The organism is Pseudoalteromonas sp. SWYJZ98, assembly GCF_015864495.1.
Classification (GTDB): domain Bacteria; phylum Pseudomonadota; class Gammaproteobacteria; order Enterobacterales; family Alteromonadaceae; genus Pseudoalteromonas; species Pseudoalteromonas distincta.
Map to the genome: position 1 here is coordinate 1 of NZ_JADYXA010000052.1, position 22,363 is coordinate 22,363.

At 40.2% G+C, this 22,363-nt stretch carries 17 protein-coding genes, 7 tRNA genes and 1 pseudogene; 16 read left to right on the forward strand and 9 right to left on the reverse strand.

The window, feature by feature from the left end:
- Positions 1-167: 167 nt before the first annotated feature.
- A complete protein-coding gene (locus I6F10_RS18160; RefSeq protein WP_165744157.1) occupies positions 168-1,748 on the reverse strand; it encodes a LysM peptidoglycan-binding domain-containing protein in 1,581 nt (526 codons plus the stop codon).
- Positions 1,749-1,903: 155 nt separating this feature from the next.
- Positions 1,904-2,677, reverse strand: a complete 774-nt coding sequence (gene gloB / locus I6F10_RS18165) for a hydroxyacylglutathione hydrolase (RefSeq protein ID WP_165744156.1) — start codon at positions 2,675-2,677, stop codon at positions 1,904-1,906.
- A gap of 53 nt (positions 2,678-2,730) precedes the next feature.
- On the opposite strand from gloB, the gene I6F10_RS18170 reads away from it, so the two are divergent.
- Complete coding sequence (locus I6F10_RS18170; RefSeq protein ID WP_007378209.1) at positions 2,731-3,516, forward strand: class I SAM-dependent methyltransferase; 786 nt, start codon at positions 2,731-2,733, stop codon at positions 3,514-3,516.
- A 163-nt stretch (positions 3,517-3,679) separates the two neighbouring features.
- Here the strand turns inward: I6F10_RS18170 and rnhA are convergent, their stop codons facing one another.
- On the reverse strand, positions 3,680-4,144 hold the full coding sequence (rnhA, locus tag I6F10_RS18175; RefSeq protein ID WP_165744155.1) for a ribonuclease HI: 465 nt from the start codon (positions 4,142-4,144) through the stop codon (positions 3,680-3,682).
- Positions 4,145-4,212: 68 nt separating this feature from the next.
- On the opposite strand from rnhA, the gene dnaQ reads away from it, so the two are divergent.
- The 13 genes and pseudogenes from dnaQ to I6F10_RS18240 all read left to right on the forward strand — a co-directional run bounded on the left by dnaQ (position 4,213) and on the right by I6F10_RS18240 (position 12,918).
- Complete coding sequence (gene dnaQ / locus I6F10_RS18180; RefSeq protein WP_024606537.1) at positions 4,213-4,926, forward strand: DNA polymerase III subunit epsilon; 714 nt, start codon at positions 4,213-4,215, stop codon at positions 4,924-4,926.
- Positions 4,927-4,935: 9 nt separating this feature from the next.
- Positions 4,936-6,306: a TIGR03503 family protein gene (locus I6F10_RS18185; protein ID WP_165744154.1), complete on the forward strand. Its 1,371-nt coding sequence runs from the start codon at positions 4,936-4,938 to the stop codon at positions 6,304-6,306.
- 97 nt (positions 6,307-6,403) lie between these two features.
- Positions 6,404-6,480, forward strand: a tRNA-Asp gene (locus I6F10_RS18190).
- Positions 6,481-6,506: 26 nt separating this feature from the next.
- Positions 6,507-6,583: transfer RNA gene (locus tag I6F10_RS18195), tRNA-Asp, on the forward strand.
- 41 nt (positions 6,584-6,624) lie between these two features.
- Positions 6,625-6,701 (forward strand) — tRNA-Asp (locus I6F10_RS18200).
- 31 nt (positions 6,702-6,732) lie between these two features.
- A tRNA-Asp gene (locus tag I6F10_RS18205) sits at positions 6,733-6,809 on the forward strand.
- A 38-nt stretch (positions 6,810-6,847) separates the two neighbouring features.
- Positions 6,848-6,924, forward strand: a tRNA-Asp gene (locus tag I6F10_RS18210).
- A gap of 37 nt (positions 6,925-6,961) precedes the next feature.
- Positions 6,962-7,038: transfer RNA gene (locus I6F10_RS18215), tRNA-Asp, on the forward strand.
- A 54-nt stretch (positions 7,039-7,092) separates the two neighbouring features.
- Positions 7,093-7,169, forward strand: a tRNA-Asp gene (locus I6F10_RS18220).
- A 296-nt stretch (positions 7,170-7,465) separates the two neighbouring features.
- Entirely contained in the window at positions 7,466-8,179 is a 714-nt protein-coding gene (locus tag I6F10_RS18225) for a response regulator transcription factor (RefSeq protein ID WP_024604903.1), read from the forward strand.
- Positions 8,176-9,534, forward strand: a complete 1,359-nt coding sequence (locus I6F10_RS18230; RefSeq protein ID WP_197099216.1) for a histidine kinase sensor domain-containing protein — start codon at positions 8,176-8,178, stop codon at positions 9,532-9,534. The genes I6F10_RS18225 and I6F10_RS18230 overlap by 4 nt, the downstream gene beginning before the upstream one ends.
- Positions 9,535-9,742: 208 nt before the next feature.
- Positions 9,743-11,779 (forward strand): TonB-dependent receptor, encoded by a 2,037-nt coding sequence (locus I6F10_RS18235; RefSeq protein WP_197099217.1) that lies wholly within the window; start codon positions 9,743-9,745, stop codon positions 11,777-11,779.
- Positions 11,780-11,797: 18 nt separating this feature from the next.
- A pseudogene (locus tag I6F10_RS18240) lies at positions 11,798-12,918 on the forward strand (PepSY-associated TM helix domain-containing protein).
- Between the two features lie 125 nt (positions 12,919-13,043).
- On the opposite strand, the gene fadE reads toward I6F10_RS18240, so the two are convergent.
- Entirely contained in the window at positions 13,044-15,500 is a 2,457-nt protein-coding gene (fadE, locus tag I6F10_RS18245) for an acyl-CoA dehydrogenase FadE (protein WP_197099218.1), read from the reverse strand.
- A 323-nt stretch (positions 15,501-15,823) separates the two neighbouring features.
- On the opposite strand from fadE, the gene I6F10_RS18250 reads away from it, so the two are divergent.
- Positions 15,824-16,588 carry a class II glutamine amidotransferase gene (locus I6F10_RS18250; RefSeq protein ID WP_007586947.1) on the forward strand — a complete coding sequence of 255 codons (765 nt, stop codon included), beginning with the start codon at positions 15,824-15,826 and terminating at the stop codon, positions 16,586-16,588.
- 38 nt (positions 16,589-16,626) lie between these two features.
- Here the strand turns inward: I6F10_RS18250 and I6F10_RS18255 are convergent, their stop codons facing one another.
- The 5 genes from I6F10_RS18255 to cmoA form a co-directional block, all read right to left on the reverse strand.
- Complete coding sequence (locus I6F10_RS18255; protein ID WP_182196014.1) at positions 16,627-17,361, reverse strand: DUF3108 domain-containing protein; 735 nt, start codon at positions 17,359-17,361, stop codon at positions 16,627-16,629.
- A gap of 16 nt (positions 17,362-17,377) precedes the next feature.
- Positions 17,378-18,025 carry a phosphoribosylglycinamide formyltransferase gene (gene purN / locus I6F10_RS18260; RefSeq protein ID WP_002959994.1) on the reverse strand — a complete coding sequence of 216 codons (648 nt, stop codon included), beginning with the start codon at positions 18,023-18,025 and terminating at the stop codon, positions 17,378-17,380.
- A complete protein-coding gene (gene purM, locus I6F10_RS18265) occupies positions 18,025-19,077 on the reverse strand; it encodes a phosphoribosylformylglycinamidine cyclo-ligase (RefSeq protein WP_002959993.1) in 1,053 nt (350 codons plus the stop codon). Before purM ends, purN begins: the two co-directional genes overlap by 1 nt.
- A gap of 190 nt (positions 19,078-19,267) precedes the next feature.
- A complete protein-coding gene (gene cmoB, locus I6F10_RS18270; RefSeq protein WP_138488804.1) occupies positions 19,268-20,236 on the reverse strand; it encodes a tRNA 5-methoxyuridine(34)/uridine 5-oxyacetic acid(34) synthase CmoB in 969 nt (322 codons plus the stop codon).
- A 12-nt stretch (positions 20,237-20,248) separates the two neighbouring features.
- Positions 20,249-20,974, reverse strand: a complete 726-nt coding sequence (gene cmoA, locus I6F10_RS18275) for a carboxy-S-adenosyl-L-methionine synthase CmoA (RefSeq protein WP_007378000.1) — start codon at positions 20,972-20,974, stop codon at positions 20,249-20,251.
- A gap of 116 nt (positions 20,975-21,090) precedes the next feature.
- On the opposite strand from cmoA, the gene I6F10_RS18280 reads away from it, so the two are divergent.
- Positions 21,091-21,780: a DUF3334 family protein gene (locus I6F10_RS18280; protein WP_182196000.1), complete on the forward strand. Its 690-nt coding sequence runs from the start codon at positions 21,091-21,093 to the stop codon at positions 21,778-21,780.
- Positions 21,781-22,363 lie beyond the last annotated feature (583 nt).

Genomic DNA, 22,363 nt, shown 5'->3' on the forward strand with positions numbered 1-22,363 from the left:
TCTTATTTAAGCTTCCAGCTAGACGAGAGGATAGAAGATATCCCCGATGGGTTAAGCCAAAACCATCTAAGTATCCCCATAAAAAGAAAAATGCCAGTCAGCTTAACTGACTGGCATTAGCGCATGCGCTCCTTTTTACTTTTTTACTTTTAATATAGTTTTATAAATTAACTACTTCTGACATCTACTTTAAGTTTTAGCTTTTGGCCAGGTTGTAAGTATTTTTGACCAGCTAAGTTATTCCACTTAATAATTTCGTTAACGCTTAGATTAAACTTAGACGCAATACGTGCAAGAGAATCACCTCGGCGTACTTTGTATGTAATAGTACGGTTGGTGCTTGCCGTTGCTTGTGGTTTATTAGCTGACTTATACACAGTTAGTTTTTGATTTAGGCGCAATACAGAGTTTTTCTTTAGTTTATTCCATTTAGCCAACTCATCCATAGTTACGTCATATTCGCGGCTAATATCCCATAACGTGTCGCCACTTTTAACTGTGTGCGAAAGCTTTGTGCGAGTTGCTTTATTAGCAGCTAAACGCATCTGCTTTGGTAAATGTTCGCTATTTATAGCGCCATCAGTAAGCGGGACTAGTAACTCTTGGCCTACTTTAATCGTATTTGATTTGAGTTTATTAAGCGATCGGATTGCACTTGAGCTTGTTGTAAACTTTTTGGCAATTACCGATAAGCTGTCGCCTCGAGCCACAATATAACGCTGCCAGCGTAATCTGTTTTTAACATCAGTGTTTGCTAGTTTTTGGCTAAATTGCTCTGCTTTATCTACTGGCAGTAATAAAGAATGTGGGCCATTAGGATCAGTTGCCCAGCGGTTAAAACCAGGGTTTAATCTGTATAGCTCAGTAAGCGTCATATCGGCCATATCAGCAGCAAGTGCTAAATCTATTTGCGAGCCAACATCAACCACTTCAACCACTTGTGCATTAATTACTGGTTGCCATGTAACGTTAAAATCATCTGAGCGTTTTAATAAATCGGCAAGTGCTAATAACTTTGGTACGTAGGCTGTTGTTTCGCTTGGTAAATCAAGAGACCAAAAATCGGTAGGTAAATGCTTTTTACGATTCTTTTTAATCGCGCGCATCAAGCGCCCTTCACCTGAATTATAAGCAGCAATCGCGTTAAGCCAATCGCCTTCAAGTGTTTTATGTAAATACGATAAGTAGTCAAGTGCTGCGCGAGTCGACTGCACTATGTCGCGACGACCGTCGTACCACCAGTTTTGTTTTAAATCGAATCGCTCACCGGTTGCAGGCATAAACTGCCAAATGCCCGATGCGCTACGATTAGAATAACCAAATGGGTCAAATGCGCTTTCTACAATAGGCAGTAGTGCAATTTCGATTGGCATTTCGCGCTTTTCTACTTCTTCAACTATAAAGTGTAAGTAAGGTTCTGCACGTTTGGAAATACGATCTAAATAGGCTTGGTGGCGAGCGTAATAATTACGTTCAGTAACAACAGGGCGGTTTTGCGGTATTTCGATAGAAAGTTGGTAGCGAATTCGCTCCCACACATCATCAAACACGGGAGCTTCTTGCTCATCAGGGTCAATTTGCTGGTATTGTGCGTTTACCATCAATGCATTGTTAATGTCGTTAGGACTTGCGCCTTCGAGTTTTTGGTTTGCTTGCGTGGCGACTTGAGAGTCTGAGTCTAGAGTTGTCAGTGTTTGACAACCACTTAGCGCTAACGCCAAGGCTACTAATAGGGGAGATTTATTCATAAATACCAATACATCGGGTAAAAAACTCGGCGAATACTACCTGTTATGAGTTAACATTGCCACTTAATGACTTTTTAAAACGCAGAAATAGAATCATCACTATATCTTAAGTTAATGATTCTAATAAAATAAATGTTAAAGTATTAGTTTGTGCATTAAAAATTGTCTTTGAACTGCCTCAGACTAGCAAAGTTTCCCCAAGGTTCATTGTTTTTTGTAACCGAGATAAATTTCTCCGGCACTAACTCTGTAATGGTTGGCAAATCGCTACGCATAAATGGATTTATTTTTAGCTCTTGTCCAATAGAAGTAGGTAATGAGATTTGATTATTACTGCGTAATTCATCTACTTTTTTACTGTACGCAAGGAGTTCTGGATTGCGTGGTTCAATTGCTTTGGCAAAGGCAAGATTAGCTTGCGTGTATTCGTGCGTGCAATACACACTGCAGCTTGTAGACAGCTCTCTTAGTTTATTGAAAGACTCCCACATTTGCTCTGGCGTGCCTTCAAATAAGCGCCCACATCCACCGCTAAACAATGTATCGCCGGTAAAAGCAAGTTCATCATTTGTGTAACAAATATGATCAAGCGTGTGCCCAGGAGTTGCTAAAATAGTAAAGTTAATATTAAGCACACTGATGCTTTGTCCATCAGTAAGTGCGTGAGTGACGCCTTTAAATGGACTATTTGCAGGGCCATAAACCGATATATCTGGATAGGCGTCAACTAATTCAGCTACGCCATCGGTGTGGTCGTAGTGATGATGCGTAATTAAAATGCCACCAAGCGTTAGTTTATGCTCAGCTAAGTACGTTAATACGGGATGTGCTTGGCCTGGATCGACTACCCATGCTTGGTTACTGTTATCGGTAGTTAAACACCAAATGTAATTATCAGAAAAGGCTTTAATTGCTTTGACTTGCACCATGGTAAATTGCTCTATAAAGTGACACTTATCGCATAGTATAACGAGCTCAAAAAATGAAACCAGCCCTTAGTTTTCAAGAAGGACCCAAACCACTGTCGTGGCAGCAGTTTCCTCATGGGGATTATTTGCGTGCAGATATTGAACGCAAAATGGAGCAATGGCTGCCGCGTATGTTTGGCTATCATATGCTTAAGCTAGGTAATTTAAGTGGCGAATTAAACACAAGTATAAGTACGATTAAACATCAAGTGTGTGTTGCAGAGCCAGGACCTTACACCGGGGTAGTTGCTGACATAGATGAACTGCCATTTTACGAGCACAGTATTGATGCTTGCATACTAAGCCATTGCTTAGAGTATCATTCAGACCCGCATCATATTTTACGAGAAGCACATCGCACGCTTATTCCGGGCGGTTATATACTCGTGACTGGTTTTAATCCGTTTAGTTTGTGCGGGCTTGCACAAATGCTGCCTTTTAGTGGTCAGAAATTACCATGGACAGGGCGTTTTTTTACCCCTGCGAGGGTTAAAGATTGGCTAAATTTATTGGGTTTTGAAATTGTAAGTGACGAACGTTTTATTTATTCATCACTGGCTAGAGGTAATAGGTTATCAAGATTTGAGTTTTGGCGTACTTTTGCAAAACAGTATTTAAAACCAATGGGCAGTGTTTATATGCTGGTGGCACGAAAAAGAGTTGCGCCACTTACGCCAATAAAACCTAAGTGGCATGCAAGGCCGCAGTTTGCACCAGTAAAAGGGGCAGGGCTTAGGCAAACGTCAAAGCAACACTTTAAATCGTGCGACCAAAAAAATAATACTAATTGCATTAAATAAGTGATCTATTATAGCGCTAAGAAAATAGCACATTAACAAGGCGAAAATTGTGACATATAGTTGTTCTATATGAATAATTTTTAACGCAGTTAGTGAGTTATTTAATGCGATAGAATGAACATGTTTTTAATAAAATTGGTATAACAACTAGCTTAGAATAAATTTAAGGCTGGTAGCCTACATCTTCTAGTAAATCTTTACTGCCAGCGGCATCGCGCGCTAAATCGTCAACTACTTCGTTGTATTTATTGCCGCTATGCCCTTTAACCCACTTCCAAGTTACATTGTGCTCGCTACAGGCTTTATCTAAGCGTTTCCATAAATCGACGTTTTTAACCGGCTTTTTAGCTGATGTTAACCAGCCACGTTTTTTCCAGTTAGTGATCCACGATTCAATGCCTTGCTTAACATATTGGCTATCGGTTGTTAGGTTTACTTCGCATTCTCGAGTGAGTGATTCTAGGGCTACAATAGCCGCGAGCATTTCCATTCGGTTATTAGTTGTGAGTTTATAACCTTGGCTCATTTCTTTTTCGTGGCCGTTATAAATCATAAAAATACCATAACCGCCGGGGCCTGGATTACCTAAACATGAGCCATCGGTGTAAATCTCTACGGTTTTTTGCACTGTTTTACCTTGATCTTATGTACAATAAAGTGATTATAGAAAGATACCAGAATCAGGCTAAATTCGATATGGCACGTAGACAAATAGTTTTAGATACAGAAACCACCGGCATCGACCCTAAACAAGGGCACCGTATTATAGAAATTGGTTGTGTGGAGTTAGTAAATCGCCGTTTAACAGGCAATAATTTTCACGTTTATATAAACCCACAACGGCCAAGTGAAGAAGAAGCAATCGACGTTCACGGTATTACTAACGAGTTTTTGCGTGATAAACCACTGTTTCATCAAATTGCCCAAGAGTTTTTCGACTATATTGAAGGGGCAGAGTTGGTTATTCATAACGCACCGTTCGATGTTGGTCATATGGATAATGAATTTGCACTACTTAATCAGGGCTATCCTAAAACAGAGACTTTTTGTCAAGTTCTCGACACGCTTAAAATGGCGCGTGACTTGCATCCAGGTCAAAAGAACAATCTTGATGCATTATGTCGTCGTTACGATGTAGATAACGCAAAGCGAACACTTCACGGCGCGCTACTGGATTCTGAAATTTTAGCCGATGTTTACCTTGCCATGACGGGTGGTCAAACAAAGCTGAATTTGAATCAAAACAAAGATGACGGCAGCGAGCAACAGAAAGGCGGTATAAAGCGTTTAAATAGCGATAGAGCCCCATTAGTTGTATTGCGAGCAAGCGACGCTGAGCAAAGCGCACACGAAGCACGATTAGATCTTGTAAACAAAGAAGGCGGCCAATGTATATGGCGCGCTGAATAAGGCGATTTAATGAAAACGATGTATTTTGTAACAGCGTTATGTGCCGCTAGTTTATTTACTGGCAATGCATATGGCGTAAAACAAGTAGAAGTGCTCAAGCGCGATGGGCATCAAAATGAGATCCCTTTACTTGATAATCGTTTTCGCATAGATAGCAAAATAGATGAAATAACACTGCTGTTTTTTAGAAAATCAGGTGCACCTGCTGTTATTTTAGTGCGGCCCGATGGCAGTAAGTACTTTGCTACTGACTCAGTTAAAAACCCTAACTTAGATTGGTTTGACGAACTCAGCTACGATTTAGTTACCATAAAAAAACCTATGGCGGGTCCTTGGCAAGTAATAGGCAGTATTTTACCCGACAGCAGAATAGTTGTATTAGGCGAAATATCTCTTGAGGCAGAGCCTCTTCCTTCAATGTTGTTTAGGGGGGAGACAATAAAAATCACCGGGAAAATACTAAACGACGGTGAGCCAATTAACACAAACCTATTTAGGGATGTTGTGAGCCTTAATGTTGACTTTGTAAGTACCAACAATGAAAACTTTGCTAACTTTGGCGCAGGCATTCAAGAAGTAGCGGAATTTAAAGACGATGGACGTGGATTTGATGAGCGTCCTAAAGATGGTGTGTTTACCGGCGAGTTTACTTTAGATTTTCCTGCGGGTGAATGGACATCAGAGCTTTACGTGGCAACACCTCTGCTGCAGCGCCGCATTGTGCAAAATACAATAGAAGTGCACGAGCCACCTTTTATAACCGAAGTCGCGTTAGCAGAGCAAGACACAGACGAGCATCTGTTAACTATAAATATAGACCCAAGTATTGTTAAGCCAGAAACAGTCATCATCCAGGGAAAAATATACTATCCCAATAACGAAGAGCAAATGTTTACCATAGATGCTGCAGCTAAAGACTCACGTCAGCTTAGTGTTAAAAATTATGATTGGGGTAGATATAGTGTTGAACTGTCTGTTTTTGGCACTAATATTAATGGCCGTGAATTTATGGCAACGCTGCCAACGTATAAATTTGAGATAGAACGACCCATAGAAGCGGTGCCCGAAATTGATCCGGCAACGATTATTACACCAGATAAAATGATTGAGAGTGAACCTGCTGAAGAAGAAATGGCCACATCGACAATTATTAGTTTAATTGTAGGCTGCAATACGCTTATTTTATTATTCGGTTGGTTGTTAATTCGTATATTTGTTCAGAAAAAACCGATTAAATTTAAAGTTAAGCTGCCTTTTTTAAAGAAAAAGAAAACAAGCGAAGGTGATGTTGCCGACACAGAAAAAAATCAAGTCGGTAAAAATGGCTCAAAAAATGACAGATCAGGTGAAATTTTAAACCTTTCGATGACAGATGACTAAAAAACCTATAAAAAAACAAAAAAGCCCTTGACGAAATAGGGGTTGGTTCGTATTATTCACGCCGCTGTCAGGGAGACCTAAACAGCAACGAAAATATGGAGTGGTAGTTCAGTTGGTTAGAATACCGGCCTGTCACGCCGGGGGTCGCGGGTTCGAGTCCCGTCCACTCCGCCATTTTCGTAAACTTGTAAGTAAAAGCTGGAGTGGTAGTTCAGTTGGTTAGAATACCGGCCTGTCACGCCGGGGGTCGCGGGTTCGAGTCCCGTCCACTCCGCCAACACTTACACAACGTATGGTTGTAAAACATATTCTTATTATGGAGTGGTAGTTCAGTTGGTTAGAATACCGGCCTGTCACGCCGGGGGTCGCGGGTTCGAGTCCCGTCCACTCCGCCAATAAGAAAAAATAACAGTTTAAATATGCGCTGGAGTGGTAGTTCAGTTGGTTAGAATACCGGCCTGTCACGCCGGGGGTCGCGGGTTCGAGTCCCGTCCACTCCGCCAACTATTTAAACAATGTTATATTACAAAATTTGTATGCTGGAGTGGTAGTTCAGTTGGTTAGAATACCGGCCTGTCACGCCGGGGGTCGCGGGTTCGAGTCCCGTCCACTCCGCCAACAAATTAAGTAATAACAAGTATAATGATATCTCTGCGGAGTGGTAGTTCAGTTGGTTAGAATACCGGCCTGTCACGCCGGGGGTCGCGGGTTCGAGTCCCGTCCACTCCGCCATTTGATATCATGATTAAAATTAGTAAGTGCATTACCCCATGCACATACCACTGCGGAGTGGTAGTTCAGTTGGTTAGAATACCGGCCTGTCACGCCGGGGGTCGCGGGTTCGAGTCCCGTCCACTCCGCCACTTGTTATTTCCTAAATGACAAGTTTATGCTCGAAAAACACTCAAAACACTCAAAACACTCAAAACACTCAAAACACTCAAAACACTCAAAACACTCAAAACACTCAAAACACTCAAAACACTCAAAACACTCAAAACACTCAAAACACTCAAAACANACACTCAAAACACTCAAAACACTCAAAACACTCAAAACACTCAAAAAATCAACTTTCTCCACACTCACTGATTTTGATATTGATTTGTATTACCATTTGCTTTAATTTGTTTTAATACTATAAAAATTATGGCTTTCTATGTCTGCACCACAGGCCTATCAACGTAACAAATCTGATTTTGATATTTTAGTTGTTGAAGACGATACATTACTTAATGATCAAATTACTGAATTACTAGCCAACCAAGGATACTCTGTTACACAGTGTTTTGATGGTAATCAAGCGCTTGATTTAGCGGTTGCTCAACGTTTTAGTCTTATTTTATTAGATGTTATGTTGCCGGGCAAAGATGGCTTAGCAGTGCTTAATATTTTACGTAGTTGTAATAACACCCCTGTAATAATTGTATCGGCAAAACATGCTGAAGAAGAGCGCATTTTAGGTTTATCAGCTGGTGCAGATGATTACTTAGCAAAACCGTTTAATAGCCAAGAATTATTACTACGAGTAGATTCAGTACTAAGGCGCGTTTTTAAACAAGACACAAATACCCCTTACATTGCTAATATTGATGGACTTGAAATAGATAGCCTACACCAGCAGGTTTTTCTGCATTGTGAGCTATTAGCTTTTACGCCTATTGAGTTTGCCTTGCTGCAAATTTTAATGAAAAACCAAGAACAAATACTGTTAAAACCTTTTTTATATCAAGTGGCGCTTAACAAGCGTTTCAGTCAGTACGATCGTAGTTTAGATATGCATATGAGTCGTATACGAAAAAAATTAAATAACGCCGGCTGGGATGGCAGCCGTTTACACACTGTGCATGGGCAAGGGTACTGTATTAAATGACACGACGTTTATTTTGGAAGCTGTGCTTAATTATTGGTACTGGTGTTGTTGCGATGTTTTATTTAATTAATGTCGCGGTTAATCATTTTGAAAATGATATGAGCATGCTAAGTGACTCAAGTCGAGAAGAGTTAATTAATTGGCAAAAAAAGGCTGAGGTTATATTTGATCAAGGCGATATGAGCGAACTTGAGCGTTGGGTTGATGATTTACAACAACAAGAGAGTATTTGGGCTGTAATTGCTAAAGCCAATGTGGTTGAGTTAGCTGGTAATCGCTCTCATCGTTGTGAGTATACAGGGTATAACTTGGGGCGAAGTATTGATTGGAAAATCCATCTGTATTTTGAGCATGCACCCGTTATGCAATTACCCTTTAAAGATGGTGCAACTAGCCTTGTTGTGCAGTTGCCTAAAAGAATGCGCCCAGGATCACTTTGGAATTTAACACGTTTGTCGTTACAAGTTTTATTGCCAATGCTGATATTGGTGTGTTTATCGATTGTGTTATATCGCCATATTATGCATCCTATTAAAGAACTCGACTTAGCAAGTAGAGCATTTAGCAAAGGAGACTTTAGTGTCAGAGTTCGAGAGCAGCTGGGCTCACGCAATGATGAACTATCCCAGTTAGCTGAAACATTTGATTTAATGGCAGAGCGGATCAGTGATCAGATTATGCATCAACGTGTATTACTAACTGATCTGTCTCACGAATTGAGAACACCTTTAACACGCTTAGATATAGCAACTGACAATTTACTCTCTCACAGAGAAAAGGGTGTAGAAGACACGCAAATCAAATTAGAGCGTATTCACAAAGAGTCACAGCACATCCGTAAGTTAGTGGATGACACGCTTACTTTATCCTGGTTAGATAACGAGTCACCTCAGTTGCGCATCGAATCTTTGGATTTAGTCGATTTACTCGAAATTCTCATTGAAGATGGGCGTTTTGAGTACCCAGATAAACTTATTTTTGCTGACTTACCTAATCAAGCCCATATTGAAAACAGTAATCACAGAGCATTAGGTCAAGCACTGGAGAATATACTTAGAAATGCACTACGTTACACACCCATTAATAAAAAAGTATGGATTAGCCTCATTGATTATAAACATGAATATCAAATTATTATTGCAGATCAAGGTCCAGGAGTACCTAAAGAGCATTTAAATACTATTTTTAGACCTTTTTTCCGGATTGATTCAGCTCGCTCATGCAACAGTGATAGCTTTGGTTTAGGGCTTGCTTTAGCACAAAGGCAATTACATGCGATTGCTGCGACAGTATTTGCTAAAAATGATACTGCAGGTGGTTTAGTAATGACTGTAACGGTTCCTAAAGGTGTATAAATTACATTTCATATTGTGCTTGTAAAAACTGAGCAACGCTTTCTCGTCCTGTTCACGCCCTTACTTACATATTTTTAGGCAACTAAAGTAGATTGCACCTAACGCGTCTTTGTATATGTCCTAAATGTAACAAATGTAAAGTTGCTATACTTTCAATTAAAAGAAAATGACAATTCTTCTTATTTGCAATTAAGAAGGAGCGTCCCCCTTGAAAAAATTAGCCCTAATGAGTGCCATTTGTGCATCATTTAGTTCACCTATATACGCGCAAGAACTTGCTAAAAATACAGCGTCTGTTGAAAAAATATCTGTAGTTGGTTCTGCAACTAATTTGAGTATTACAGCTGAAGAAATAGAACAATATCAAGCAAGTGATCTGGCTGACATTTTTCGACATTCACCTTCTGTTAGTGTGGGTGGCTCGGTAGGCGTTGCACAAAAGATCTATATTCGTGGTGTTGAAGATTCTTTATTAAATATAACGGTTGATGGTGCACAGCAAACATCAACGTTATTTCATCATATTGGTCGTGTAACAATAGATCCTGACCTATTACAGCAAATAGATGTGCAAGCAGGTGCCGGAGAAGCAACAAGTGGTCCTGGTGCGATTGGCGGCTCTATCCGCTTTAAAACTAAAGACGCGCAAGACTTACTTAATCAAGGTGAACAATTTGGTGGACGTGTTAAAGCAAGTTACTTTTCAAATGACGGTACGCGTTTAAGCACCAGTGTATACGGTAAATTAAGTGATACATGGGGCGTACTAGGGTATTTCAGTACTGTGGATCGCGAGAACATGGAAAATGGTGATGGCGATACTATTTATGGTACGGCCGCCGATCAAGATATGATGTTTATTAAAGCCAGTGGTGAGTTAGCAGATAATCATCATTTGTCGGTAAGTATTGAAAAACGCGACGAAGAAGGGGATTTTTCAGCACGCCCTAACTGGGCGGTACAAGAAGGTGATGCTTTGTATCCAAGTGAAGCAGAGCGAGAGACTTACGTTGCTAATTATATATTTTCTCACAATAACTTATTGTATTTAGAGGCGACAGCATACAAAACCGAATCATCTTTTAATGGCGGCCGATTTGCTTGGCTTGCTGACATTGACACATATGGCTTAGATATTCGTAATACAAGTATTATTGATGAACATAAATTTGTTTATGGCGTTGATTATAGAAATGATGAAGTATCGAGTGGGTCTGCAGCAGGTGCAAAAGAAAATTCAGAACAAGGCAGTGTACTGGGTGTTTATGCACAAGGTTATAGTGATATTACTCCACAACTTTTACTGAGTTATGGAGTGCGTTTTGATAGTTATAAGTTTAAACAAGACATCCTATTAGATGAATATTATGGCACTGCAATTACAGAAAGTGCATCGAGTTTAGACGACAATGAAGTGAGCTTTAATATCGGTTTAGCATATGACATTAATGAAGCTTGGACAGTAGGGCTTGGGTATGCTGAAGCCGCGCGTGGTAAACAAATAGGGGATGGCTTTACCATTGATGGATATTTATATGACGGTTCAGATATTCCAGTAGCGGATGAAAGTTTAGTACCTGAGACCGTAGCTAATATTGAAGCATCCATAACATACACTAATGAAAATTTATCCGCTAAGGCAAGTATTTATAATTCGTCTTTAGATGATGTGATATTTGAAGGGTATGAAGGAAACTCGGTTTATAACAATATAGGCACGTTAGAGACTAAAGGATTTGAGTTTGACCTAGCATATCGTTTAAATTCATTTGATTTCTTCATTGGATTTTCAGCTACTGATACAGAGCTTGACCCACGTGATGGGTTGTACAGTGTAAGTTATGATGCAATTGATATTAATGGCTATGAGTTTGTCGGTTTAGGTAATAGTAGAGGCAATACATGGGTTGCTGGCGTTGATTACGACATTAACACCGATGCAAAGGTTGGTTTTAGTGTAACTAAAGTCGATTCACTCGATATTGATACTCTTCATCAAGCTGTTGACCTTGATTGGACTGATTCTTTATATACCCTAAATAAACCAAGCTATACCACTGTTGATTTATATGGGCAGTGGAATGTGACGAATGCATTATTATTTAATGTTGCTGTTACTAACTTATTTAATGAGTTTTATATCGATCATTCAAGTGTGGGTGATTACAGTGAAGTATTTGACACTGTTGTTGGTCCATACGAATCTGGGCGCGATATTCGCTTATCGATTTCTTATCAGTTTTAAGAATAAGTAACTTATTTTATGTTCTTAAAATTGTTTAAAAAGTGGGTCTTTTGGGCTCACTTAATTATAGGTTTAATCGCCGGTTTATTTATTTTCAGCATGTCGTTCACTGGTTTTTTATTAACCTATGAACGACAGATTGTTGAGCTAGATGAAATGCGATTTACTGTAAAAAACACCTATGCTCAACAGCGGCTATCGACTGATGCTGTTGTAGATATTTTGCAAAAATCGCATCCGAGTCAATCACATATTTATATTCGTTGGGTAAATCGAGAAGGGGCTGCTATTCCTGCCTGGGCGGGAAAAAATAGCTACTTATTACACCCTTATACGGGAGATGTTATTCGTGAAGGAGAGGGGCTAGCGGCTGGTTTTTTCACGTTGTAACTGATATACATCGTTATTTATTACTGCATGGCGCTTCACAAGTGATTGGCAAAAATATAAATGGCTACGCTAATCTATTTTTTATCTTTTTACTACTATCGGGTGCTTATCTGTGGTTACCAAAGCGATTTAATCGCTCTGCATTAAAAGGATATTTTTTACTAGCAAAGAGTTACAAATCATCACATCATCGAAATAGGCAGTGGCATTTAGTTTTTGGAATTTGGTGTTTGCCGGTTTTACTCGTTTTGTCATTAACGGCTACTTTGTTTCATTTTAATTGGGCGAATAAAGCGTTATATGGCGCGTTTGGGCAAAACGTACCCGAGCGAGAAAAGCATCTACCAGTATTAAATTTATCGGCTGATAAAGTACCTTACGATGCTTTATTCCAACTAGCTCAAATACATGCAATTCATAATGGTGCCACTGATTGGTATTCGATGTGGTTAGAATTAGGTGACAAAAAACACGAAGCACGTTTTTATATTGATACCAGTATCGGGAATCGCCAAGAATATGCATATTCATTATTTTTAGATACTCGCACTGGTGATGCAATTAAAACGCTAAAAAAATCTGATTGGACGCGAGGCGATCAAGCATGGGGAACATCTCGATTTTTACATACCGGTGAATACTTTGGTTTTATAGGGCAAACATTAGCTGGCTTGGCATCATTGCTCGCATGTTTTTTAGTGTATACAGGCATAGTTTTAGCATGGAAGCGATTGATAACTAAGCGCTAATTTACACTTATCGTCGAGTATTTGATTGCTTGATATGTGCGATTTGATATATAAGAATTTATTTTACACAAAAAAGCCAGCGCATTAGGCGCTGGCTTTTAGTATTCAAATGCTTACTTAGTTAATTAAGCAGCATCAGCTTCTTTTTTAACGCTATTACGCGCGGCTTTGCCTGCAAGTAAGTCAGCAGGGTCGAAGTCATCAACGTTAATAACATCTAACCGAGATTGCTCAACAGCAGCTAGTTTATCAGCCTCTGCTTGGCTTAATATGCCTGCTTCAAGCCCCATTTGCGCTACTTTATCAAGCTGGAAGAATGGCAGTTTAAGACCTTTTTCTTTGCATACACGGTCAAATAATGGCTCAACAGCAAGTACGTCTTTAAGCGTTTGCTCTTGACGACCTACAAGGTTAAGCGGCTCATTTGTTAAGTATACATAGCTTGCTAAACGGTTACGCGTTTCGCTAGGTACTTGTAGTAGTTGCGCAAGTTTATGCTCAAGTTGGTCAGTTGGTTTACGAACCGGGCGACCAAACGGGAATAACAATACTTTTAACACGGCACGTAGTGGAGCCGAAGGCATGTTATTAATTAAATCAGCAAGTGCACGTTGGCAATGGTAAAGGTGATCTTGGCAACTCCATTTTACTAGAGCAAAATCTTCTTTTTTACGGCCTTCATCGTTGTAACGCTTAAGCGTTGCAGACACTAAGTATAAGTAACTAAGTAAGTCACCTAAACGCGCTGAAATACGTTCTTTACGTTTCAGTGAACCACCAAATACTGCCATGCTAATGTCTGACATAAGAGCAAGTGATGCACTAAAGCGTGACGCTATACGGTAAAACTCAGCGGTTTCGTCGTTGTACGGCACACTTGTAAAACGAGCGCCAGTAAGTGCAAGCCACTTAGTACGTACAAGGTTCGACATAGTAAAACCAATGTGACCCATTAGCGCTTTATCAAATACGTTAAGCGCTTCTTCGCGGTCTTCAATTTCGCACGCACCTAGTTCGGTAAGTACAAATGGATGACAGCGAATTGCACCTTGACCATAAATAATCATATTACGGGTCAAGATGTTTGCACCTTCAACAGTAATGGCAATAGGTGCACCTTGATAGCCACGACCTAAATAGTTATTTGGCCCAAGCATGATGCCCTTACCGCCAAGTACATCCATTGCATGAATAGTTGCATCACGCATTTGCTCTGTCAGGTGGTATTTAATAATGGCAGAAACTACCGATGGCTTTTCGCCTAAATCAACCGCACCCGTAGACATACTAACCGCAGCATCAGAGCTGTAAGCGTAACCAGCAAGTTTTGCTAGTGACTCTTCAACACCTTCCATTTTACCAATAGGTAAACGGAACTGACGACGAATACGGCTATACGCACCCGTTGCAACGGCAATCATTTTAATGCCACCGGCAGAATTTGACGGCAATGTAATTGCACGACCAACCGATAAACACTCAACCAGCATGCGCCAGCCTTGACCAGCCATATCTGGACCACCAATAATATAATCAAGTGGTACGAAAATGTCTTTACCGCGAGTAGGACCATTTTGAAATGGTACGTTTAGCGGGAAATGTCGACGACCAATTTCAATTCCAGGAGTGTCCGTTGGAATAAGTGCACAGGTGATGCCTGGCTCTTTATTGTCGCCAATTAGGCCATCTGGATCTTGTAACTTAAACGCAAGACCAAGTACGGTAGCCACTGGGGCAAGTGTAATGTAACGCTTATTCCACGTTAAACTAACACCCACAACCTCTTCACCATTCCATTGCCCTTTACATACCACACCGTAGTCTGGAATTGAGCTTGCATCAGAACCCGCTTCTGGCGAAGTTAATGCAAAACATGGAATTTCTTGACCGCTCGCTAGGCGCGGTAAGTAATGATCTTTTTGCTCTTTTGTACCATAGTGTTGTAATAATTCACCTGGGCCTAAAGAGTTTGGTACACCAACAATTGACGAAAGTAATGTTGATTTACTTGTTAGTTTTTGAAGTACACAAGACTGTGCAAATGCAGAAAACTCTAAACCGCCGTATTCTTTTTTGATGATCATGGCAAAGAATTTATTATCTTTTAGATACTGCCACACATCTTGAGGAAGGTCGGTTAATTCGTGCGTTGCTTCCCAATCGTCCAACATGCTACAAACTACTTCAACAGGGCCATCAACAAAGGCTTGCTCTTCAATAGTAAGTTTAGGAACTGGGTATTGGTGAAGTTTTTTCCAATCTGGGTTACCGCAAAATAAGTCAGCTTCCCACCACGTCGTACCGGCATCAATAGCTGATTTTTCAGTATCAGACATGCTTGGCGTTACTTTTTTAAACGTAGCAAAAATAGGCTTGATGATATATTGCTGACGAAGGCCAGTAACAGAAAGAGGAACCGCGATGATCAAAAAGATCAACCAGCTAATTAAACCAAAAGCACCCGCAAAGGTACCAATTAATAAAGTTATAGCCGAAACACCAAGTGCTGTGTTCCAACTTGCTCTGTGGTAAACCGCAGTGCAAAGCAACGCGATTAGAACCAGTGTAAATATGAGTGTCATTTTTATTCCTTAATAGAGGTCAGACCACCTCACTTAGAGTAGCGCTAGTAACAGTAATTTTCAAGTACATAACGATGTTAAATTGTAGTAGAAAGTAACTTAAATACGATATTTAATTACCCGACAGAGGAACGCTCAATAACTATCGTATAGTCAAAGCATTAGCCGTAAGTAGTGTTAACGTAAAAATAAATAAATCTAATAGCAAAATGACACTTTTTAAGTAAGTATAGCCGTTATAGCGGGCTGCAATTTAGTGTACGCTTAATACACAAATATTCGCTATTTATTTTAATGTATGGTTTTTAAGGGTTATTTTATTAATGTGTGAATTACTTGGCATGTCAGCCAATGTGCCTACCGATATTTGTTTTAGTTTTTCAGGCCTTTTAGAGCGTGGTGGTAATACAGGTCCACATAAAGATGGTTGGGGTATTACATTTTACGAAGGTAAAGGCTGTAGAACCTTTAAAGATCCTGAGCCGAGTTATCAATCTGAAATTGCAAAGCTCGTTAAAGCATACCCCATTAAAAGTGTCTCGGTTATTAGCCATATTCGCCAAGGTAATCGCGGGCGAGTATGCCTTGAAAATACTCATCCTTTTACGCGAGAGTTATGGGGGCGTGAAATTACTTACGCTCATAACGGGCAGCTATCTAATTATCATGATTTAAAACCGCAGTACTATCGCCCAGTGGGTAACACCGATAGCGAACTCGCTTTTTGTTGGTTGCTTGATAAAATTCGCGAAAAATACCCAAAGCGTCCAAGTAATATGGCGTCGGTTTTTAGATACGCGGCTAAGCTTTCGCATACCCTGCGTGAAAAAGGGGTGTTTAATATGTTATTGACCGATGGGGTGTTTGTTTTAGCGTATTGCACTAATAACTTACATTACATAACGCGCCGTGCGCCATTTGGTAAAGCAACGTTGATTGATGCCGACATGGTGGTTGATTTTCAACAAGAGACCACACCAAACGATGTAGTAACAGTTATAGCTACAAGGCCTTTGACGAATGATGAGCGCTGGCAAAAAATGGAGCCTGGGGAATTTGCATTGTTTAAAATGGGTGAGCTAATTTAGCCCACCTATTTTAAATACTAACTTTGGTTTAATTAAATTTAGTTAGCTTCTTGAGGTTGTTGTGCTGTTACAGGCGCAACAGCTGTAGGCGCAGTAACAGTAAATGAATTCATTTGAACTTCAAACTGCTCCATACCTTTTTCGCCTTTCCACATACGTACCAGCATGTAATCCATTTCTGGCGCAAACCATGCAATTGCTTGGCGTTTATCGTTATCGTATAAACGCTTTACTTTAATGGCTTCTACATTACCTATAGGTAAGGAGATCATCTCTTTTTCAACAACTTCAAAGTTGTAGTCGCGGCGGTTACCTTTTTTATCTATAAGGGGGAATGAAAAGCTTGTTTCGCCTTTTTTCAATCCTTCGCGCACTTGCACTTGGTACGAAATAGCATCCTGAAATTCATCAGTCCATTCGCATTTAAGTGGGTATTCACTAGCGCTGCTAGTCACTACTTTGTTTGTTGAATCAAAATCAATTTTGTAATCTTTATCTGGGCCTGTCCCTGTACGAATCATGTTGTAATGATGCGGGGTAACCTTGCCATCTTTAAAGGTAAACTTTGAGGTTTCTTCACGAGAGTCAGAGAAAATCATCCACTCAATATTGCTGTGGTATGTAAGTTCATAAGTATCGTCGCCCGTTTTTTTGAGCTCACGAACAGCCTCACCATGATTTTTACCTTTGCGTAAAATATCGTAATTAGCTTGATACTGGGTCAATTCGCCTGCAATTAGGCTAGTTGGAAGTAAAGCGCCCACACATAACAACAGGGCACTTATTTTTTTATTGTGGGTAGTGCGCGCCGTGTGCAGGAAGTTGTTTTTTGTCAAGAACTGCATAATCTGCTTCCATAGTAAGTCTGTGTTCACTGAACCACTTGACCACCAAAGGATAAATTATATGCTCTTGCTCATGCACGCGCTTTGCTAATGTTTCTGCTGTATCATCCTTGAGTACAGGTATTTGCGCCTGAAGAATAACGGGACCGCCGTCTAATTCTTCAGTAACAAAGTGAACACTTACGCCATGAACATCGTCTTTTGCATCAATTGCTCTTTGGTGGGTATTCAGCCCCTGATACTTAGGCAACAAAGATGGATGAATGTTCAACATTTTTCCAACATATTTTTGCACTAAGCCAGGAGTAAGAATACGCATAAACCCAGCTAATACAACTAGATTTGGCATAAAAGAGTCGATAACGTTCATTAATTGCGCATCGTACGCTTCGCGCGAGTCAAAATCTTTATGACTGAGCACTTTTGTAGCAATACCTGCTTGTTTTGCACGCTCTAGGCCATAAGCGTCTGCTTTATTACTAATAACAGCCGCTATATGCCCGTTTATCTCGCCACGTTCGCAGGCATCTATGATGGCTTGTAAATTAGAGCCACTACCTGAGATTAAAACTACCAGACGAGTCGGTGCCATTACTTAGCACCACCTACAATTTCAACTTGCTCTTCGCCAGCTGCTGCATCTTGAATTTCACCAAGGTGCCATGCATTTTCGCCCAAGTCTTTTAGCATTGTTAAGCTTTGCTCAAGTTTGTCTGCAGGGACTACTAAAACCATGCCTACACCACAGTTAAATGTACGGTACATTTCGTGTGTAGTAATATTACCGTTTTCTTGTAACCAATTAAAAATTGGTGGCCACTGCCAGCTATCACCTTTAACTACAGCTTTTGCTGAAGCGGGTAATACGCGTGGAATGTTTTCCCAAAAACCGCCGCCAGTAATATGCGAAAGCGCATGTACGTCAACGTTTTTGAATAACTCAAGTAAAGGTTTTACGTAAATACGCGTAGGCTCAAGTAGAGTTTCGCCTAATGTTTTACCTTCAAAGTCAGCGCTGGTATCAGCTTTTGACACTTCAAGTACTTTACGAATTAAAGAGAAGCCATTTGAATGAGGACCGCTTGAAGCAAGTGCAATAAGCTGATCGCCTGCTGCTACTTTAGTGCCATCAATAATTTTTGATTTTTCTACAACGCCTGTACAAAAGCCTGCCATGTCGTAGTCTTCACCATCATACATACCTGGCATTTCAGCTGTTTCGCCACCAATTAGGGCACAACCTGAAATTTCACAACCTTTGCCAATACCTGTAACTACGTCAGCTGCTGTGTCTACATCTAGTTTACCAGTTGCATAGTAATCTAGGAAAAACAGGGGTTCAGCACCTTGAACAATTAAGTCGTTTACACACATTGCAACTAAATCAATACCAACCGTATCGTGTTTTTTTAAGTCGATTGCTAAACGTAGTTTAGTACCAACGCCATCTGTGCCTGCAACTAATACTGGTTGCTTGTAGCCTTCAGGAATTTCGCAAAGTGCGCCAAAACCACCAATTCCGCCCATTACTTCAGGACGACGAGTTTTTTTAACTACGCCTTTAATACGCTCAACAAGTGCATTACCAGCGTCGATATCTACGCCCGCGTCTTTATAGCTTAGAGACTGTTTTTGTTCGCTCACAGGTTTTCCTCAAAATAGTTGTTTTGGGTTGCTTAGAAACGCGCGTATTTTACAACAATTGCAAGGTCGCGGCTAGCGTAAATGTAATTTTGAAATAATTAACAAGGACACTTGTCCGCTGTTTGTTGTTTAAATAAACAAAAAAACGCCCGTAGGCGTTTTTTTAGTATTAAAGGCGTTAAATTAACAGCTATGCTTTTGCGGTTAATATGGCTCGAAGTGGAGCGGGGTAGCCTTCAATTGTTTTACTTGTATCGTTTGGATCTAAAAAGTCGATTAACGATTCGTTTTCCATCCAGTCGGTTTTGCGTTGCTCTTCAAGCGTGGTAATAGCGCAATCTTTTATTTGCACATCTTTAAAGCCAACGCGTTCCATCCACAGCTTTAATGCCGCAGTACTTGGAATAAACCACACGTTGCGCATTTTAGCGTAGCGGTCGGTAGGTACGAGTACTGTGTTTTCATCGCCTTCAATTACTAGAGTTTCAAGTACGAGTTCGCCGCCTGGGCGAAGCTGCGCTTTTAACTGCGCTAAAAAGTCGATAGGTGAGCGACGATGATAAAGTACGCCCATCGAAAAAACCGTATCAAACGCTTTAAGCTCGGGTAATGCTTCAACGCCTAGTGGCAGTAAATGTACGTTTTCGTCTGGGTTGTAGTGTTTAATTGCCTGAAACTGACATAAAAATAAATCAGACGGATCAATACCCACTACAAACTCTGCGCCTTCACCGCGCATACGCCATAAATGATACCCTGAGCCACAACCAATATCTAAAACAGTGCGGCCTTTTAGTGGCTCAATATGAGGAAGCAGGCGGTCCCACTTCCAATCACTGCGCCACTCTGTATCTATTTCAATACCGTGCACACTAAATGGGCCTTTGCGCCATGGCATCATGCGTTTTAATAAATGCATGGCTTGCTTTTGCTCGCCATCACTCATCTCTCCTGGGGCGCCAATTTCTACCTTAGTAGAAATATCAACATGGGAAGTTGCCACCTCAGGCAAGTTTTTAAGTACTTTTTGCCATTTAGGCAAATCACCATGGCTAGCCTCGTTTTGCCAATGTTTTAATTGAGCAGGGAGGGTTTCTAGCCAGTGACTAAGTGGGCTTTGTGCGATAGATGCGTAAAATTGGTTAAACCATTGAGACATGGATGACTCTCTTTATTTAATTGCTACCATTGAGCAAAAATTAAAACATTGATACCACACTTGAGTTTGGCTAAAACCAATATCTTGTAAGCGAGTAAAGTGAGCGCTTAGTGTATCTGGGCGCATAACGTTTTCGATGGCGGTACGTTTTTGGCTTATTTCAAGCTCAGAGTAGCCATTGTGACGTTTAAAGTCGTGGTGCAAATCAATTAATAGGTTATCGCATTGCTCGTTTTCGGCTTTAATTTTTTCGCTTAGCAGCAATACACCACCAGGCTTTAAATTAGCGTATATTTTTTCAAGCACGGCTTGGCGCTGCGCATGTGGAATAAATTGCAGTGTAAAGTTCATTGCCACAACCGATGCGTTTTGAATCTCAAGCTCGTTAATATCGCCCAAAGTAACAGTAACCGGCACATCCGATTTAAAACCTTGTAAGTGCACCTTACAACGCTCAACCATAGCTTGAGAGTTATCTACCGCTATTATATGGCAGTTATCGGTGCGAATGTTACGGCGCATGCTAAGCGTGACTGCGCCCAGTGAGCAGCCTAAATCATAAAGATTTGAGTTACTTTGTGCGTACTCACCCGCAAGTTTACCCATTGTACTGACAATCGTTGCGTAGCCAGGTACAGAGCGCTGGATCATATCTGGAAAAACTTCGACTACATTTTGATCAAAGCTAAAATCTTTTACTTGTTGCTCAGAGGCATAAATACTGTCTTTTATGGTCACGAAGGCAGTCTCTTTGTAAATAATGGCGCTATTTTAACATTTTATACTGGATAGTCAGTGATAAATTCAGTAGCTTGACTAGAATTATGAATAATAAGTACAAAAGAGAAGATTAAATGAGCAAGAGTAAGGTCATCAGCACAGACGATATATTAGCAACCCTTTGTCATTCAGTGACAGGTGTGCTCACATCAGCCAGCGGTAATGGTATTAGCTACTCAGCCATGGTGCAAAAAATAACACGTACATGTATGCGACCAGATATTGGTTGCTTTGTTTTATTTGACGGCGGTTTTACAGGGCTCGTAATTACCAACTTTACTTCGCAAGCGGCGATGGAAATTTATGGCGATTACATGCGTAACATGGGAATGCCAGAAGATGAAATAGCGCATAGCCATTTATCAGACGACGTATCAAACGTACTAGGCGAGTTGATGAATCAAATTGTTGGCGACTTTACGTCTAAAGTGCGTGAGCAATTACATACTTCAATTACACAAAACCAGCCAAAAATGATGGCAATAAACAAGCAAGTGCAAATATCGGTAGATACCACAATGGATCGCCCGCAAGCTCGCCGCGTAACATTCACCACAAGTAAGCAAAATATTTTCTACTTGGAATTAGCAATGGATAAAACAGAGTTCATTAAATTACACGACTTTGATATTGCAGAAGCACTCGACCCAGATGACATAATTGAAAACGAAGCGAAAAAGAAAGCTGAAAAAGAAAGCGCAAAGGCTAAAGAAGTTGTGCAAGACGACGCAGATGACGACTTTATGGCAGGCTTAGGGCTTTAAGATTAAACTTTTTAAGTTGAATGAAATGATGGAATAGAAAAGCGCGATTTTATATTACGCTTTTCTATATAATAAATTACATGGTCATCTTCGAGTTAAATCATTCATTAATGTGGATACGGGGATGTAATAAAGGATGGAAAATCCGTACCAAGCGAGTTGAGCCCAATATACGGTGTCACTAATAGCTTCTAAAAAGTTAAGTCCAATATAGAGAGTTAATGATAAAAACGAAAAAATGAAAATTTGCACTTGTTTGGTACTGAACTTATCTCTGTTTTTATTTTTATCTGGTACATCAAATGTTTTTGCTAGCAACTGTCCCCACAGTATTGATGTTGCTAAAGAAAAATCTGAAAGTTTAATAAAACCAATAAAATCGCCTTGTAGTACTTTGAGTAATAAAAGGACAAGAAATGGTAAAGCTATAAATAAAGCTTCCTTTTTTGCACTCTCATAACTTAGAGGGCGTTCAGAATTCTGTGTCAGCCTAAATTGCTAAATATCTAGCACACCATCTAATCTACCTTCGAAGTGGATGGCCAATTGCGACAATGTCAGATTCCAGTTATGGATTGGCATT